Annotated in this window: 14 protein-coding genes and 1 rRNA gene; 9 read left to right on the top strand and 6 right to left on the bottom strand. The window is 64.0% G+C overall.

The window, feature by feature from the left end:
- Nucleotides 1-66, top strand: a 5S ribosomal RNA gene (rrf, locus tag AC1C2O_RS17020); the annotation flags it as partial.
- Between the two features lie 375 nt (nucleotides 67-441).
- On the opposite strand, the gene AC1C2O_RS17025 is transcribed toward rrf, so the two are convergent.
- Nucleotides 442-1,068: a LysE/ArgO family amino acid transporter gene (locus AC1C2O_RS17025; protein ID WP_495431767.1), complete on the bottom strand. Its 627-nt coding sequence runs from the start codon at nucleotides 1,066-1,068 to the stop codon at nucleotides 442-444.
- Between the two features lie 70 nt (nucleotides 1,069-1,138).
- Between AC1C2O_RS17025 and AC1C2O_RS17030 the strand changes: the two genes are divergently transcribed.
- Nucleotides 1,139-2,026 carry a LysR family transcriptional regulator ArgP gene (locus AC1C2O_RS17030; RefSeq protein ID WP_495432165.1) on the top strand — a complete coding sequence of 296 codons (888 nt, stop codon included), beginning with the start codon at nucleotides 1,139-1,141 and terminating at the stop codon, nucleotides 2,024-2,026.
- A 2-nt stretch (nucleotides 2,027-2,028) separates the two neighbouring features.
- On the opposite strand, the gene AC1C2O_RS17035 is transcribed toward AC1C2O_RS17030, so the two are convergent.
- From AC1C2O_RS17035 to AC1C2O_RS17050, 4 genes are all read right to left on the bottom strand, one after another.
- Complete coding sequence (locus tag AC1C2O_RS17035; protein ID WP_495431768.1) at nucleotides 2,029-2,535, bottom strand: MarR family winged helix-turn-helix transcriptional regulator; 507 nt, start codon at nucleotides 2,533-2,535, stop codon at nucleotides 2,029-2,031.
- Nucleotides 2,532-4,190, bottom strand: coding sequence for an MDR family MFS transporter (locus AC1C2O_RS17040; protein ID WP_495431769.1), 1,659 nt, complete (start codon nucleotides 4,188-4,190; stop codon nucleotides 2,532-2,534). The genes AC1C2O_RS17035 and AC1C2O_RS17040 overlap by 4 nt, the downstream gene beginning before the upstream one ends.
- Nucleotides 4,191-4,353: 163 nt before the next feature.
- Entirely contained in the window at nucleotides 4,354-5,034 is a 681-nt protein-coding gene (locus AC1C2O_RS17045) for a YqaJ viral recombinase family protein (protein WP_495431770.1), read from the bottom strand.
- 72 nt (nucleotides 5,035-5,106) lie between these two features.
- Complete coding sequence (locus AC1C2O_RS17050) at nucleotides 5,107-6,471, bottom strand: glucose-6-phosphate dehydrogenase (RefSeq protein WP_495431771.1); 1,365 nt, start codon at nucleotides 6,469-6,471, stop codon at nucleotides 5,107-5,109.
- A gap of 57 nt (nucleotides 6,472-6,528) precedes the next feature.
- Between AC1C2O_RS17050 and AC1C2O_RS17055 the strand changes: the two genes are divergently transcribed.
- From AC1C2O_RS17055 to rplL, 3 genes are all read left to right on the top strand, one after another.
- Nucleotides 6,529-8,319, top strand: a complete 1,791-nt coding sequence (locus AC1C2O_RS17055) for a glycoside hydrolase family 15 protein (RefSeq protein WP_495431772.1) — start codon at nucleotides 6,529-6,531, stop codon at nucleotides 8,317-8,319.
- Between the two features lie 233 nt (nucleotides 8,320-8,552).
- Nucleotides 8,553-9,041: a 50S ribosomal protein L10 gene (gene rplJ, locus AC1C2O_RS17060; protein ID WP_495431773.1), complete on the top strand. Its 489-nt coding sequence runs from the start codon at nucleotides 8,553-8,555 to the stop codon at nucleotides 9,039-9,041.
- A gap of 49 nt (nucleotides 9,042-9,090) precedes the next feature.
- Nucleotides 9,091-9,468, top strand: a complete 378-nt coding sequence (gene rplL / locus AC1C2O_RS17065) for a 50S ribosomal protein L7/L12 (protein WP_439280869.1) — start codon at nucleotides 9,091-9,093, stop codon at nucleotides 9,466-9,468.
- Between the two features lie 81 nt (nucleotides 9,469-9,549).
- Here the strand turns inward: rplL and AC1C2O_RS17070 are convergent, their stop codons facing one another.
- The gene (locus AC1C2O_RS17070; protein WP_495431774.1) at nucleotides 9,550-10,554 is read right to left on the bottom strand and encodes a LacI family DNA-binding transcriptional regulator; all 1,005 of its coding nucleotides are present in this window, start codon (nucleotides 10,552-10,554) and stop codon (nucleotides 9,550-9,552) included.
- A 268-nt stretch (nucleotides 10,555-10,822) separates the two neighbouring features.
- Between AC1C2O_RS17070 and AC1C2O_RS17075 the strand changes: the two genes are divergently transcribed.
- The 4 genes from AC1C2O_RS17075 (at nucleotide 10,823) to AC1C2O_RS17090 (ending at nucleotide 15,797) form a co-directional block, all read left to right on the top strand.
- Complete coding sequence (locus AC1C2O_RS17075) at nucleotides 10,823-12,148, top strand: ABC transporter substrate-binding protein (protein WP_495431775.1); 1,326 nt, start codon at nucleotides 10,823-10,825, stop codon at nucleotides 12,146-12,148.
- Between the two features lie 101 nt (nucleotides 12,149-12,249).
- On the top strand, nucleotides 12,250-13,389 hold the full coding sequence (locus tag AC1C2O_RS17080; protein ID WP_495431776.1) for a carbohydrate ABC transporter permease: 1,140 nt from the start codon (nucleotides 12,250-12,252) through the stop codon (nucleotides 13,387-13,389).
- Nucleotides 13,386-14,363: a carbohydrate ABC transporter permease gene (locus tag AC1C2O_RS17085; protein WP_495431777.1), complete on the top strand. Its 978-nt coding sequence runs from the start codon at nucleotides 13,386-13,388 to the stop codon at nucleotides 14,361-14,363. Before AC1C2O_RS17080 ends, AC1C2O_RS17085 begins: the two co-directional genes overlap by 4 nt.
- A 54-nt stretch (nucleotides 14,364-14,417) precedes the next feature.
- A complete protein-coding gene (locus tag AC1C2O_RS17090; RefSeq protein WP_495431778.1) occupies nucleotides 14,418-15,797 on the top strand; it encodes a cystathionine beta-synthase in 1,380 nt (459 codons plus the stop codon).
- The last annotated feature ends 65 nt before the right edge of the window (nucleotides 15,798-15,862 follow it).

Here is a 15,862-nt window from a genome sequence, read left to right on the forward strand (position 1 = left end):
GCTAAGCCTCACAGCGCCGATGGTACTGCAGGGGGGACCCTGTGGGAGAGTAGGACACCGCCGGACTTCTTTTAGACAAAATGGCCACCCAACGCTGGGTGGCCATTTTGCATTGTGTATCTCTGCGTCAGCAGAGCGAAGAGCCATCCCTTGCGGGGTGGCTTTTCTTCGTTAAGAGACGAGCTATGCGTTCAGCAGCTCAGTGTGCGCCGAGCACGGCTGTAACGAAGCGAAACGGGATGCGGTCAGCGCCGGTCCGTGTGTACGGTGATCGAGTCCACCCGCATCGGGTGCGATTCTCAAAGCCCCAGGAGGGTTCACCACGGCTCGTCGCTTCGCCGCACTCACCGCGCCGACGCATGAGCGCACGCGGCGCTTCCTCACGCGGATCATGCGACCGCTCGACGGTCAGTAGTCTGATGCGCTTCGCCTACTGGGCGATCACGCGGTGAGTACCGGGAGCACCAGGCTCACGGCAATGGCGATCATCACGACGGCGATCATCGCGTCGAGGATGCGCCACGCGCGTGGCGTGTCCAGCCAGCGCCCGAGGTAGCGTGCGCCGAAACCGAGAGCGGTGAACCAGATCCCGCTGGCGAGTATCGCTCCTGCAGCGAAGAACCAGCGGGCCTCGCCGTGCGTGGCAGCGATCGAGCCGAGCAGCAACACCGTGTCCAGATACACATGCGGGTTCAACCATGTGAGCGCGAGCGCAGTCAGTATCACGGGTATGAGAGTGGCGGTGGTGGTGCGGTCTTCTCCGTCATCCGCTCGAAGAGCGGCTCCGCCACCGCGGAACGCCCGACGTGCTGCGAGAACTCCGTATCCGAGCAGGAAGGCGGCGCCGAGCCAACGAGCAACAACCACCAGCCACGGCATCGATTCCAGCAGGTATCCGAGGCCGGCAACACCGGCAGCGATGAGTACGGCATCCGAGAGTGCACAGATCATGACGACTGCCAGTACATGCTGGCGGCGGATCCCCTGACGCAACACGTAGACGTTTTGCGCGCCGATGGCGATGATGAGCGAGAGACCGAGTCCCAGACCGGAGAAGAAGGAGATCACCCTCCGACGCTACGGTTACGTGCACATAAGATCCAGCGATCAGAACTTATGAAGCATTAGCATGACTAATATGGCAGGGATATCCGCTGAGCTTGCGTTGACCGTTGCGGCGATCATCGACGGCGGAAGTCTCGACTCCGCAGCGCGCGCGCTCAGCATCACCCCGTCGGCTGTCAGCCAGCGGCTCAAGTCTCTCGAGCAGCAGCTTGGGCAGGTGCTCATCGTTCGCTCAAAGCCCGCAACCGCGACAGCAGCAGGGGAAGCTGTGGTTCGGATGGCGCGGCAGGTCGCCCTGCTCGAGCACGAAACTCTCGCGGCGCTGGGTCTCGACGCCGGGGGAGGCCGGGTGAGCGTGCCGTTGGCGGTGAACGCCGATTCGATGGCCACGTGGTTCCTCGCGCCGCTCTCGCGGCTTGCCGCGCAGCATGACATCGACTTCGATCTGCACCGCGACGACCAGAACTTCACTGCACGGCTGCTGGAGTCAGGCGAAGTAATGGCAGCGGTGACCTCGGAAGCTACCCCCGTCTCCGGCTGCACTGTTACGCGTCTGGGAGTATTCCGCTACGAAGCCGTGGCGAATCCACAGTTTGCTCAGCGCTGGTTCGCTGCCGGGGTCAACGCCGAGACGCTTCGTCTTGCGCCGTTCGTCGACTTCGATCGGCGCGACACGCTGCAGCACGTATGGCTCGCTTCCCGGGGCGCCTCCGAGCACGGCATCCCGCGGCATTTCGTTCCCGCCTCGCATGATTTCGCGCAGGCGGTCATCCTCGGGCTGGGCTGGGGCTTGCTTCCAGCGGAACAGGCGGCGGATGCCGTGGCATCCGGTGCGCTCGTTCCGTTGGGTGGCGATCCGGTGCGCGTGCCGCTCTATTGGCAACAATGGAATCTGCGCTCTCAGCTGCTCGATGCCATCGCACGCGAAGTCGCCGACGAAGCCGCTCGAGTGCTCGACTGAGCTCAGCCCTGGCGCGCTGCGGCGGTGAGCCGGTGCAGCAGGTTCGTCAGAGTCGAGATGTCTTCCAGCTCCCAGCTTGCGAGGCGGCGGAGCATCGCGCCCTCCTGCGGACGCCGCGCCTCTGCCAGTCGGGTGAGTCCGTTCTCGGTCGGGGAGAGCAGCATGGAGCGGCGATCGGCGGGATCCGCGGTGCGCTGGATGAGCCCGAGTTCTTCGAGCTCACGCACTGTGCGGCTGAGCTGACCCTTGTCCATCTGCAGAACGTCGGCGAGCGTGGATGCGGTGCTCGACTCGTATCGCACGATCGTGGTGAAGATTTTATATGCGCCGGGGAGCAGGCCAGGGCTGAGGCGGTTCGCGCTCTCCATCACGACACGACGAAAGTGCGTGATGAGCTCGCCGAACTCGGACTCCAGTGCCGTGATTGCACTGACGCGTTCTTCATCGAGCACAGGGATGGAGCTGGTGTCCGCCCCCGTGCTCAAATCGTCCTCCGTTGCGGTGGTCATGCGTCGTCGTCACGTGAGAGATGTACGGGAATCGAGCCGGTCTCAGCCGTAGCCACGGCAAACTCGTTCTCGCGGCGCTGCTCCCGCACGCGCTCGACGTTGTTCTGTTTGATCAGCGGCTTGTTCGGCAGGAACACGATCGCGATCAGGCTGAGCACTGCGAGCGGCACGCCGATGAGGAAAGCGTGCGAGATGGCCTGTGCGGAGGCATCCTCGATGATGATGCGGATCGCCTCGGGCATGTCCCGCGTGGTCGGCAGCGCGCCAGACGCAAGCTGAGCGGCGATCGCCTTGCCCTCTTCCCCGAGTGAGGCGAGTGCGGTGCCGACCTCCTTTGCGCGGTCGGTCAGCTGCTGCGTCATGCTCGCGCCGAGGACGGAACCCATCACGGCGACGCCCGCCGTGCCGCCGACGGTCCGGAAGAAGGTGACGCCAGAGCTGGCGACGCCGATCTCCTGCGGTGCTGTGGTGTTCTGCACAACCAGGACGAGGTTCTGCATGGTCATACCGGTTCCGGCACCGAGCAAGAACATGTAGATGCCGACCAGCCACAGCGACGTGTCGTAGTGGAGCGTCGACAGCAGCGAGGTGCCAGCGATCATGAGCACCGCGCCAGTGACCAGAAAGCTCTTCCACTTACCGGTGCGGGTCACGAGTTGGCCGACGACAGCCGAGGAGATGAGCATGCCGGCAGCCATCGGGATGGTCAGCAGCCCGGCCTCGGTCGGTCCGTAGCCGCGGGAGATCTGCATGTACTGCGCGAGGTAGACCGAGGTGCCGAACATTGCGACGCCGATCGAGATCGACGCGAGGACAGAGAGGGTGAAGGTGCGGTTGCGGAAGAGTGAGAGCGGGATGAGGGGCTCAGCGACCTTGAGTTCGACGATGATGAACAGCGCCGTGGCGAGCACGGCGGTGCCGACCATGGCGAGGGTCTCCCAGCTGATCCAGCCGTAAGTGGAGACGTTGGTCACCCACACGAGCAGGAACCCGGCTGCGACCGACAACAGCACAATGCCGAAGTAGTCGATACGGACCTTCGCTGCACGGATCTGGTCGATCTTGAGCGTGCGGATCAGCACGACGATCGCGATGATGCCGAGGGGGACGCCGACGTAGAAGTTCCAGCGCCAGCCGACACTGTCGGTGAGTACGCCGCCGAGCAGCGGGCCGCCGACAGTGGCGATCGCCATGACGCCGGCGAACAGTCCCATGTACTTGCCTCGCTCACGGGGCGAGAGGATGTCTGCCATCAGCACCTGGCTGAGAGCAGCCAGGCCACCACCACCGAGACCCTGCAGGCCACGGAACATGATGAGCACCTCAGCGCTCTGCGAGAAGCCTGCGCCGGCACTGGCGAGGACGAAGATCGCCAACGCGATGATCATCAGGTTCTTGCGGTTGACGAGGTCAGCGAGCTTGCCCCAGATCGGCGTGGAGATCGCCGTCGTCAGAAGGGTCATGGTGATGACCCAGGTGTAGGACGTCTGTGACCCGCCGAGCTCGGGAACGATGATCGGCAGCGAGGTGCTGACGACAGTCGTGGAGACCATCGAACAGAACATCGCCAGAAGCAGGCCGGAAAGTGCCTGCAGCACCTGGCGGTGAGTCATCCGCGTTGCCGTTACGGCGGTGGACGGGGTTTGAGCGCTCATGCGCCCCTTTCGAATAGAACATGAAAGGTGAATGGCGCGGCGACGATGGCGCGCAAAAAGTTGATAAATATCAACAATAGTCCAGATGTTGACATGCGTCAACTATGTCCCAGATGGCGCGCGAGAATGCGGCCGCCGGTGGCGGAATGACGGACGGCGTGGCTCAGTCGGCCAGAGCGAGCGCGCGGAACGCATCGCGCTCGCGGAGGGCTTCGCGTCGGCTGGCGCCGTTGGCGGTGTCCGTGCTCGGCGGACGCTGCCCCGTGGTGCGGTGATAGAGCTCATCGATCAGGCGCGTTGCGAGCCCGACGAGTGTGCCGATCTCGCGATCGTCGCGGTCGATCCACACGCATCGAGGCTCGTCGTGGATCGGGCGGAAGTTGTCGTGCTCTTCCCAGATGAACAGGGTGCGCTCGGCTCCGAGCACATGCTGCTGCCACCACACCTGTCGCAGATAAGTGCGCGGGATCGTCCGCCAGTTCTTGTTGGTGGTCTTGATCTCAGCGAGCAGGATGCGGCCTTCGCCATCCTGGACGACGCCATCCGGCGTGGCCAGATGGCGGTGCTCCGCCTCGGCACGGAACAGTGCCGAAGAAGGTTGGATGCCATGCGTCGCTGCAACCCAGGCGGCGATCTCAGGCTCGCGCCGACGACCATGATCGGTGTAGGCGTTGCCGCCGAAGCGCGGACCTGCGCCGAGTTTTGCATCCGCGGCGCGGGTGATCGAGTTCTCACTCGTGAGGCCTGCGACATCGGTCGCGGTGATGCCGCGCGCTCGTGCTCGGAGCCAGGCGACGCGGTCGCGGGAGTCCGCGACGATTCGAGCCTGAAGTTCCGGATTCACCTTTCGAGGCTACCCCGAGCCAGTGACGTCCTTGGCCCTGCCGCGCCGCATCAGCCGCGAGTGAGCTGTCGTTCAGTGCCTCGTCGGCCAACCCGCCGGGCCACTCGACCCTGCGGCGTACTCCTCGAGTGGTACTTCGTCGCGCGACCAGGAATCGAGGACCGGCTGGACGATCCGCCAGCACTGCTCGGCGGCGTCATCGCGCACCGAAAGCATCGGATCGGCATCGAGGATGCCGGAGAGCACCTCCGCGTACGCAAGCAGCGCTCCGGCGCCGAGGTCTGCCGACAGAGTAGCCCGCTCGAGAACGAACGGATCATCGGCGCCGTTGAGATTGAGCTCCAACGACATCCGATCCGGCGCGAGCGAGAACCTCAAGATCGCGCCGTCAGCGGAACCGGTGAGCCCGACAGGAACATGGCGCACGGCGCGGAAGGTGACGATGATCTCCCTGGCCGGATCGCTCAGTGCCTTGCCGGAACGCAGGCTGAACGGCACGCCGGCCCAGCGGCCGTTGCGCACTTCGAAGGTCGCCTCCGCGAGCGTCTCTGTCTTGCGCTCAGGGGTGACGCCGGGCTCGTCCACATACGACGGCTTCGCCACACCGTCGACGCTGCCGGCTGTGTACCGCGCACGCCGGGAAGAGGAGGCGGCATCGTCGTCCCAGATCGTCGTCGCCCGCAGGACAGCGGACGTTGCCTCCCGGAAGTCGGCTTCGCCCAGGGTCGCCGGCTGCTCCATGGCCAACACCGCCATCACCTGCAGCAGGTGACTCTGGATCATGTCGATGAACGCGCCGGCGCCGTCGTAGTAGCCGGCGCGCCCTTCTAGCCCCAGCTTCTCGTCGTAGACGATAGCGACAGATTCGATACTCTCCGCCGACCAGAGCGGCTCGAGCAGCCGATTCGCGAACCGTGCGCCGAGCAGATTCAGCGTGGTGGACTTGCCGAGGAAATGATCGACGCGGAAAATCTGCCGCTCCGGTACGAGCTGCGCCACGCGCGCATTCAGTGTGCGGGCACTGGCTTCGTCCGTACCGAATGGCTTCTCGAGTGCGAGCATCGCGCCGTCCGGAAGTATCTCAGGTGTGAGTGCTTCGCAGGCGGCGGCCGCGACTGCTGGTGGCACAGCGAAATAGATGGCCACTTGGCCTTCGAGCCCCTGCAGCAGCGCGGTGAGATCTTCTGTCCGAGTGATGTCTGCCTGGCGGTATTCGACTGTGACGCGGTCGGTGGCGGCGCCGGCATCCGCACTGTCGAACGAAGTGCGCACGACCTCACGCAGATCGTCGTCCTTCCAATCTTCCATCCCGGCGCCGATCACGCGCACCCGACGCTCGGGTTCCGTGGTGAGCAATTGACCGAGCGCAGGCAACAGGAGCCTGGCAGCGAGGTCGCCCGAGGCTCCGAAGATCACAAGCGTGGTTTTGGCATCCATGCGCCCACCGTATTCCCATCGGTGCATATCGGCCAGGGCCATGCAAGAATCGGTGAGATGCCAGCCCCTATCGAGGACTATGCACTGCTCAGTGACTGCCGTACGGCTGCGCTGGTGTCGCGCGATGGCAGTATCGACTGGCTTTGTCTGCCGCGCTTCGATGCGCCCTCCGTCTTCGGCGCACTACTGGGGGATCCCTCGCACGGGCGCTGGCTGGTCCGCCCGCAGGATGCCGACGCAAAAGTGCGTCGCTATTATCTGCCGGACACGTTCATCCTCGTGACCCGCTGGGAGAGCGCCAGCGGCATTGCCGAGGTGCAGGACTTCCTTGCTATGACAGATGACCGCACGGACGTGGTGCGCCGGGTCGTCGGAATCACCGGCACGGTCGATTTTGCCACCGAGCTGCGGATGCATTTCGACTACGCGCGTGCCCTGCCCTGGGTGAGGCAGGTGGGCACGGAGGATGCGCCAGCCCTGCACGCGACAGCAGGGCCGGAGGCCGTCATCGTGCGCGGTGTCGCGCTCGCGGCATCCGATCACGCGCATAGCGCGACGTTCGAGGTTTCGGCGGGGGAGACCCGTGATCTTACGCTTGCATGGTTCCCATCCTTTGAGGATGCCCCGGTGCCGCTGGATGTCGACGCTGCCATCGCGCGGACACGCTCCTGGTGGCAAGGCTGGGCGAGCTCGATCGAGCATGAGGGCCCGCACCGTGACGCTGTGATTCGGTCACTTCTCGTGCTGCGCGCGCTTACGAACCGTGACACCGGTGGAATCGTGGCGGCAGCGACGACGTCACTGCCGGAAGAGTTCGGGGGATCCCGCAATTGGGATTACCGCTTCGTGTGGCTGCGTGATGCGGCGCTGACGCTGGAGGCGCTCATCGCGCACAGCTTCCTCGAGGAGGTGCAGCACTGGCGGCGCTGGCTGCTGCGGGCGGTGGCCGGAGAGCCGGAGGAAGTACAGATCATGTACGGCATCGCCGGCGAGAGGGATCTCGCCGAGCGAGAGCTGAGCAGTCTTCCTGGCTACGGAGGCGCCTCGCCGGTGAGGATCGGCAACGGCGCGGTCGATCAGTATCAGGCCGATGTGATCGGCGAAGTGCTCGTCGCGATGGAAGCGGCACGGATTGCCGGTCTTGATGAATCGGAGTTCTCGTGGCCGCTGCAGCGCGCCCTGATCGCACGGGTCGTTGCAGGACTGGATCGACCTGACAACGGGATCTGGGAGATCCGCGGAGAACCGCAGTTCTTCACGCACTCGCGAGTGATGATGTGGGCGGCGCTCGATCGTGGTGTGCGCGCCGTCCGTGAGCACGGCATGTCGGGGGACGAGGAGCTGTGGGCGCGCATGCGCGATCAGTTGCGCGCGGAGATCGACGAGCGCGGCGTTCATGTCGACGGATACTTCGTGCAGCACTACGACTCCGCGGAGGTGGATGCGTCGCTGCTGACTCTTCCGCAGGTCGGGTACTGCGCTGCGGACGATCCGCGGATGCTTCGTACTGTCGAGCAGATGGAACAGACGCTCGTGCGCGACGGGTTGCTGATGCGCTATCGCACCTCTTCTGGCGTGGATGGGTTGGAAGGCGGCGAGCATCCGTTCCTGGCATGCAGCTTCTGGCTCGTCGAGCAGTACGCGGCCAGCGGCAGGATCGACGACGCGCGAACGCTCATGGACCGGCTGGTCGGGCTCGCCAACGATGTCGGCCTGCTCTCCGAGGAGTATGACGTCGAGGGTGCGCGGCAGGCGGGCAATACCCCGCAGGCGCTGTCGCACCTCACCCTTGTGCGAGCGGCTGATGCCCTGGCTGGCCACACCGGCCGTGCCGCCGACCGGCGCTAGCACGCTCGATTTGGGCGGGAGTGCGGGGTCGGGTATAGTTATCTCAACCGAAGACCGCTGGTCGTCGTCGTGTGCGAACACGATGATCGAAGCTCTGCAATGCAGGGGCCCGCGCAGGTGTCACGATCTTCTCAAAGCTCCGTGCGCTTGCGCCGGGGCTTTTTCTATTGCAGTCGTGGTCGAGGTCGATGCTTCACCACCGTGTGGCATCTCGTACCCACCAAGGAGTGACCATGGCGCAGAAGGATGCATCGGTTGCCGAGCTCACGAAGTCATTCGAGAACTCGAACGCCGTCCTGCTGACCGAGTACCGCGGTCTGACGGTTGCCCAGCTCAAGGAGCTGCGCAACAGCATCCGTCAGGACGCTGAGTACGCCGTGGTGAAGAACACGCTGACCAAGATTGCCGCCAACAAGGCGGGAATCTCTGCACTGGATGACGACCTCAAGGGTCCGTCGGCTGTTGCATTCGTGCACGGTGACTTCGTCGCCACCGCGAAGGCTCTTCGTGACTTTGCCAAGACCAACCCGCTTCTCGTGATCAAGGGTGGCGTTTTCGAGGGCAATGCTCTCAACGCCGACGAGGTCAACATGTACGCATCGCTGGAGAGCCGTGAGGTTCTGCTTGCGAAGGCTGCGGGCATGATGAAGGCAACGATGGCCAAGGCTGCGGCCACCGTCGATGCTCTTCGCGAAAAGCTGGAGACCGCCGCAGCCGCGTAAGCGACTGGCGTTCTCGTTCTACAAACCCCACCAATCTAGGAGATACATCATGGCGAAGCTCACCACTGAGCAGCTGCTCGAGCAGTTTGCAGACCTCACCCTCGTCGAGCTCAGCGAGTTCGTGAAGGCGTTCGAGGAGAAGTTCGACGTCACCGCTGCCGCCCCGGCTGCTGCTGCAGGCGCTGCTGGTGCCGCTGTTGAGGCAGAGGAAGAGAAGGACTCGTTCGACGTCGTTCTCGAGGCTGCTGGCGAGAAGAAGATCCAGGTCATCAAGGCTGTCCGCGAGCTCACCTCGCTCGGCCTCGGCGAGGCCAAGGCTGTCGTCGACGGTGCACCGAAGGCTGTCCTTGAGGGCGCCAACAAGGAGACCGCTGAGAAGGCCAAGGAGGTCCTCGAGGCCGCTGGCGCCACGGTTACCCTCAAGTAATCACGTCTCACCGCTTCATTCGAAGGCCCCGGGGTTCATCCCCGGGGCCTTCGTGCGTTCCCCGCAAAGAGGTTTTGGGGGCTAGCGCGGGGGTGCGGATGAGTTGCGCACGACCAGGGCGGATGCCGCGAGCTTGTGCACGGGCTCGGCCGCGGGATGCTCCAACTGAAGCATCAGCAATCGCACGGCCTCGTTGCCCTGCTCGCGAGGTTGCTGCCTGATCGTGGTCAGGGCAAACATCTCGGCATGCTGATGGTCATCGATTCCGACGACGCTCAGTTCGGTGGGCACAGCGATCCCGAGCCGTCGCGCGGCGATGATCGTGCCGATCGCCGCCTCGTCGCACACGCCGACGACCGCGGTCGGCCTGGTACGCCGGTTGCCGAGCAGGTCAACGGCTGCCTCATATCCGCTCGGCATGCTGCTGGCGGCCGGACTAACGCTGACGTGCGCGCTCAGGCCTGCGGCATCCATCGCCTTGCGATAACCATCGAGTCGGCGCGCGTCGCCGAAGCCGAGTGCGCTCGACTCCGCCTCCCCGCCGATGAATGCGATGGCGGTGTGGCCGAGGTCGATGAGATGCTCCGTCGCGATCCGTGCCGCAGCGGCGTCATCGATTGATACCGCACTCGTGCCGTCGTTGTATGGGCCAACGCTCACCAGCGGGCGGCCGAGCTCGCGTAGTCGCTCTAGTTCGTGTGCGCTCGGCTGGATGCCGGCGGCGATGATCCCATCGAATCGCCTGCGTGGCAGCACTGAAGCGAAAACCTCGTCGCGCGTAGCGGAGTGCTCTGGGACGCCGTAGAGCGCAAGGTCGTAGCCGTGTTGGAGCAGGGATTCCTGGATGCCGGTGAGCAGCTCTGAGAAATACCATCGCCCGAGGCTGGGGACGATAACGCCCACGATCTGGGTGCGTCCGGTGGCAAGGCTGGTCGCCGACGAATGCGCGACGTATGACAGCTCGGCGGCTGCCGTCTCGACGAGCACCCGTGTCTCGTCCGCCACGTAGCCGCGACCGCTCAGCGCGCGACTCGCAGTCGCTTTGGAGACGCCGGCACGCGCGGCGACATCGGTGATCGTGCTCATGCATCCTCCTCGATGGCGGCACTGCTCGAGAGGCCCGAGCACAGCGTAGCCCTAACGGGTGCCGAAGGGAACCGGTTCCATACGATCCGCGCGGGAGCGCTCCCATGCCGCTGGGGAATACCGGAGCAAAGGTTGTCAGCTTGTGACCAACGCCCATTGTGCCGGGACAGGAGAGGCCGCTAGGTTGGGCCTGGAAGCGGTTCCCGATCCGCCTGCCTTTGGGCAGCGGCAAGCCAGAGGGAACGTGAACTCGAAGAGGAGAAGTCACATGGCACTGTCACAGCGTTATCGGCGCCTCGCGCCGCTCGCCCTGCTTGGGGCAGCGGGCATCGCGCTTGCAGGATGTGGGGCTCCGGGTGCGCCCGAGGGTGGCGGAGGCGACGGCGGCGGAGATGCGGGCAGCAACACTGTCACCGTCTACGGCACGATCGTCGACAGCGAAGCCGAACTCCTGCAGGAGTCCTGGGCGGACTTCGAAGAAGAGAACGACATCGAGATCAAGTACGAGGGTAGCCAGGACTTCGAGACTCAGCTCGGTACCCGCGCTCAGGGCGGCAACCCGCCCGACATCGCAATCTTCCCGCAGCCGGGTCTGTTCGCAGACTTTGCTTCGCGTGACTTCCTGAAGCCTGCTCCAGAAGAGGTGGAAAAGAACGCCAACGAGTACTGGACCGAAGACTGGGTGAACTACGGCACCTACGACGGCACCTTCTACGGCGCGCCGCTGATGGCCAACGTCAAGGGCTGGATCTGGTATTCGCCCACGAAATTCGCCGAGTGGGGCGTGGAAGTTCCCGAAACTCTCGGCGACATGACAACTCTTACCGAGACGATCCAGGCCGCCACTGGCACGCCCGCGTGGTGCGCCGGCTTCGAATCCGGCACGGCGACTGGCTGGCCCGGCACTGACTGGATCGAGGACTACGTCCTTCGCCAGGCCGGCCCTGATGTCTACGACCAGTGGGTCACCAACGAGGTGCCCTTCACTGACCCGCAGATCAAGACCGCGTTCGACTCGGTCGGCGCGATCTTGCTGAACCCGGCGAATGTCAACGCCGGATTCGGTGATGTGCGCTCGATCAACTCGACCGCCTTTGGTGACGTCGCGCCGAAGGTCGCCGATGGCTCCTGCGCACTGACGCACCAGGCGTCGTTCCTCTCGGGCTTCTTCCCTGAGGGCACGAACATCGCTGAAGACGGCGATGTCTGGGCGTTCATGCTCCCGGGCGAGAGCGCTGGAGACAGTGCAGTGACCGGTGCGGGTGAGATCGTCGGCGCGTTCACCGACAGCGAGGCAACGCAGAAGGTGCTCGCATACCTGTCCAGCCCCGAGTGGGCGAACAGCCGCGTAAGCCTGGGCGGTGTCACCTCCGCGAACAACGGACTTGACCCGGCCAACGCGCAGGACCCGATCCTTCAGGAGACCATCAAGATCCTGCAGGACCCTGACACCACGTTCCGCTTCGACGCCAGCGACCTGATGCCGGGTGCTGTCGGTGCAGGCACGTTCTGGAAGGGCATGGTCTCCTGGGTCAACGGTGATCCCACCGATGCGGTCCTCGAGCAGATCGAGACGGGCTGGCCGGCAGGCTAATCCGGCTCCTGGCGGGTCGCCTTCGGGCGACCCGCCAGGTCCGGTTCACGCGACGGCGCGTGAACCGAAGATGATCTGCACGCTGTTGTAAAGGGGACTCCGTGACCGCGCTCGATTTCTTCCAATGGATCGGCACCCTGCCGTCGGTGTGGCAGGCAGTGGCCGTCGTCATAGCCTTCGCCGTGGTGGTTGCCGCAATTCTGTTTCTCGTTGACGTCGCACCGCGCACGGGTACCTGGTACACCGTCGCTCGCCTTGCGATGTGTCTACTCATCCCGCTTGCGGTGATGTGGTTCTTCCGCTCGTACTACTGGGCGATGGGCGTCGCCGTTGTCGTCGGCGCAGTATTCTTCCTGCTCGACTACCGATCGCGTGCGGGCAAGGGCTATCTCATTCAGCTGGTCGCATTCCTGGCGCCGGCGTTCCTGCTGCTGACGGTAGGACTCATCCTGCCGTCGCTGCAGACGATGGTTGCTTCTTTCTTGAACTCCTCGGGGAAGAGCTTCGTCGGACTCGCGAACTACACGTGGATATTCGGTCAACCCGACGGCATCCGCGTCGTGGTGAACACCATTGTCTGGGTGCTCGTTGTGCCAACGGTGTCGACCATCGTCGGTCTCGCATATGCCGTGTTCATCGACCAGACCCGCGGTGAGAAGGTCTACAAGGTGCTGGTCTTCATGCCGATGGCGATCTCGTTCGTCGGCGCCGGCATCATCTGGCGATTCATGTACGAGTATCGCGGCCCGCAGTACGAGCAGATCGGTCTTCTGAACCAGCTCCTGGTCTGGTTCGGCGGGGAACCGCAACAGTTCCTGCTCAATCCGCCGTGGAACACCCTGTTCTTGATTGTCGTGCTCATCTGGGTACAGACCGGATTCGCGATGGTGATTCTGTCGGCATCCATCAAGGGGGTGCCGATCGAACTGCTGGAGGCCGCGGAGCTCGACGGCGCGAACGCGTGGCAACGGTTCAAATCAGTCACCGTTCCCGCCATCCGTCCAGCGCTCATCGTCGTCCTTACGACCATCTCGATCGCCTCATTGAAGGTGTTCGACATCGTCCGTACGATGACGGCCGGTAACTACGACACCAGCGTGCTCGCCAACGAGATGTACACCCAGTTCTCGAAGTTCGAAGCGGGGCGCAGCGCGGCGCTTGCCGTGATCCTGTTCATCCTCGTGCTGCCGATCGTCATCTACAACGCACGCCAGATCCAGAAGCAGCGGGAGATCCGATGAGCGACACGGTGAAGTCCAACAAGGTGAGTACCCCGATCTCTGAGAGCACGCGAGCGATCGTTACCGGTGGAAAGCTCAATGCCTCCGCAGGGCGCGCCCGCAAGAAGCTGTCACGGCCATGGGCATCCGTTGCGTCGATCGTTATCGCGTTCCTGTGGACGCTCCCGACGCTCGGGCTGTTTATCTCGTCGTTCCGACCACGCGACCAGATCCTCACCAGCGGGTGGTGGGAGTTCTTCCTGAACCCGCAGGTCACTGGTGAGAACTATGTTGATGTGCTGCAGTCCGGCACGACGCAGCTCACGATGATCGAGTCGTTCGTGAACTCGATCGCCATCACGATTCCGGCGACGCTCGTCCCGTTGATGATCGCCTCTATGACGGCCTACGCGTTCGCGTGGATCGACTTCAAGGGACGCAACTTCCTGTTCATCTTCATCTTCGCGTTGCAGATCGTGCCCATCCAGATGGCCCTGGTGCCGCTGCTGAGCACGTTCTCGAGAGGATTGAGCTTCTTCGGCCTGCAGATCACGCTGCCTCTCGGTGCCTCCGGCGGATACGCACAAGTATGGTTTGCGCACACAATGTTCGCCTTGCCGCTGGCAATCTATCTGCTGCACAACTTCATGGCAGAGATCCCCGGAGAGATCGTTGAAGCCGCGCGCGTTGACGGCGCATCCCGTGGGCAGATTTTCTTCCGGATCGTGCTGCCGCTGACCATGCCGGCCATCGCCTCGGTGGCGATCTTCCAGTTCTTGTGGGTGTGGAACGACCTGCTGGTGGCGTTGGTGTTCGCTGACGGTGGGGCAGCTCCGATCACGAAGTTGCTGGCAGAGATCACCGGAACCCGTGGCAATGACTGGCACCTCCTCACCGCCGGTGCGTTCGTGTCGATCATCGTTCCGCTGATCGTGTTCTTCGCGCTGCAGAGGTACTTCGTGCGAGGGCTGTTGGCAGGATCAACCAAGGGGTAGCCCTTCAGCGGATGCCGCGGTAACACGGCATCCGCTGCCCCGTACCCTGGAGACATGAAATACGCCGAGCACATCGCCGATCTCGTCGGCAGTACCCCGCTTGTGAAGCTGCAGCATGTCACAGAGAGCGTCGTATGCACGGTGCTTGTGAAGCTGGAGTATCTGAATCCCGGTGGCTCGTCGAAGGATCGCATCGCCCGTCGAATCATCGACGCGGCCGAAGCATCCGGTGAGTTGAAGCCTGGTGGCACGATTGTTGAGCCCACCAGCGGCAACACTGGCGTCGGTCTCGCGCTGGTCGCTCAGCAGCGCGGTTACAAGTGCATCTTCGTGCTGCCAGACAAAGTCGGCGAGGACAAGATCGACGTGCTGCGCGCGTATGGCGCCGAGATTGTGATGACGCCGACCTCCGTACCGCCGGACAGTCCCGAGTCGTATTACAGCGTCAGCGACCGCCTCGTGAAGGAAATTCCGGGGGCGTTCAAGCCGAACCAGTACGACAACCCGAACGGTCCGCTCAGCCACTACGAGACCACCGGCCCAGAGATCTGGAGCGACACCGACGGCAAAGTCACGCATTTCGTCGCCGGTGTCGGTACCGGCGGAACGATCAGCGGCACCGGACGGTATCTGCGTGAGGTCTCCGATGACCGGGTACGTATCATCGGCGTCGACCCTGAAGGCAGCGTCTACTCGGGCGGAACCGGTCGCCCCTACCTCGTCGAAGGCGTTGGCGAGGACATCTGGCCGGGCTCCTACGATCCTGCTGTCCCGCACGAGATCGTCGCGGTGGACGACGCCGAGTCGTTCGCGATGACCCGCCGCCTCGCACGCGAAGAAGCCATCCTCGTCGGCGGCTCCAGCGGCATGGCCGTGGTCGGTGCGCTGCGGATCGCCCAGACACTGCCGGCGGATGCAGTAATGGTCGTGCTCTTGCCGGACGGCGGACGCGGCTACCTCTCGAAGATCTTCAACGACTCGTGGATGCGCTCTTATGGCTTCAGCGAGGTCGAGGAGGGGGAGACGGTCGCTGATGTGCTGACGACACGCGCTCAGGCTTCGGGGCAGGGCTCGATTCCGGAACTCGTGCACGCGCATCCGACCGACACGGTGCTCGACGCGATCAACATGATGACCGAGTTCGCCGTCTCGCAGCTTGTGGTGCTCAGTGCCGAACCGCCCGTCATGATGGGGGAGGTCGTGGGCAGCGTCGACGAGCGAGGGCTGCTGGATCTACTCTTCCGCAATGTCGCGAAGCCGACGGATGCCGTGGGCGCTCATGTCGGCGAGCGGCTGCCGCTCATCGGCATTCATGCGTCCGTCGATCAGGCGCGCGCGGCGCTCGCCGAAGCGGATGCCCTGCTGGTGACGATCGATGGCCGCCCGCACACCGTGCTGACTCGCCAGGATCTCGTCGCCTACCTCGCGCGCTAAATTCCCCACTCGCCACGGGCAGGGATGTCGCGGGGCGTAATGAGAGGGGGAGTGGCGAAGGGGCG

The sequence above is a fragment of the Microbacterium sp. Y355 genome, assembly GCF_059445345.1.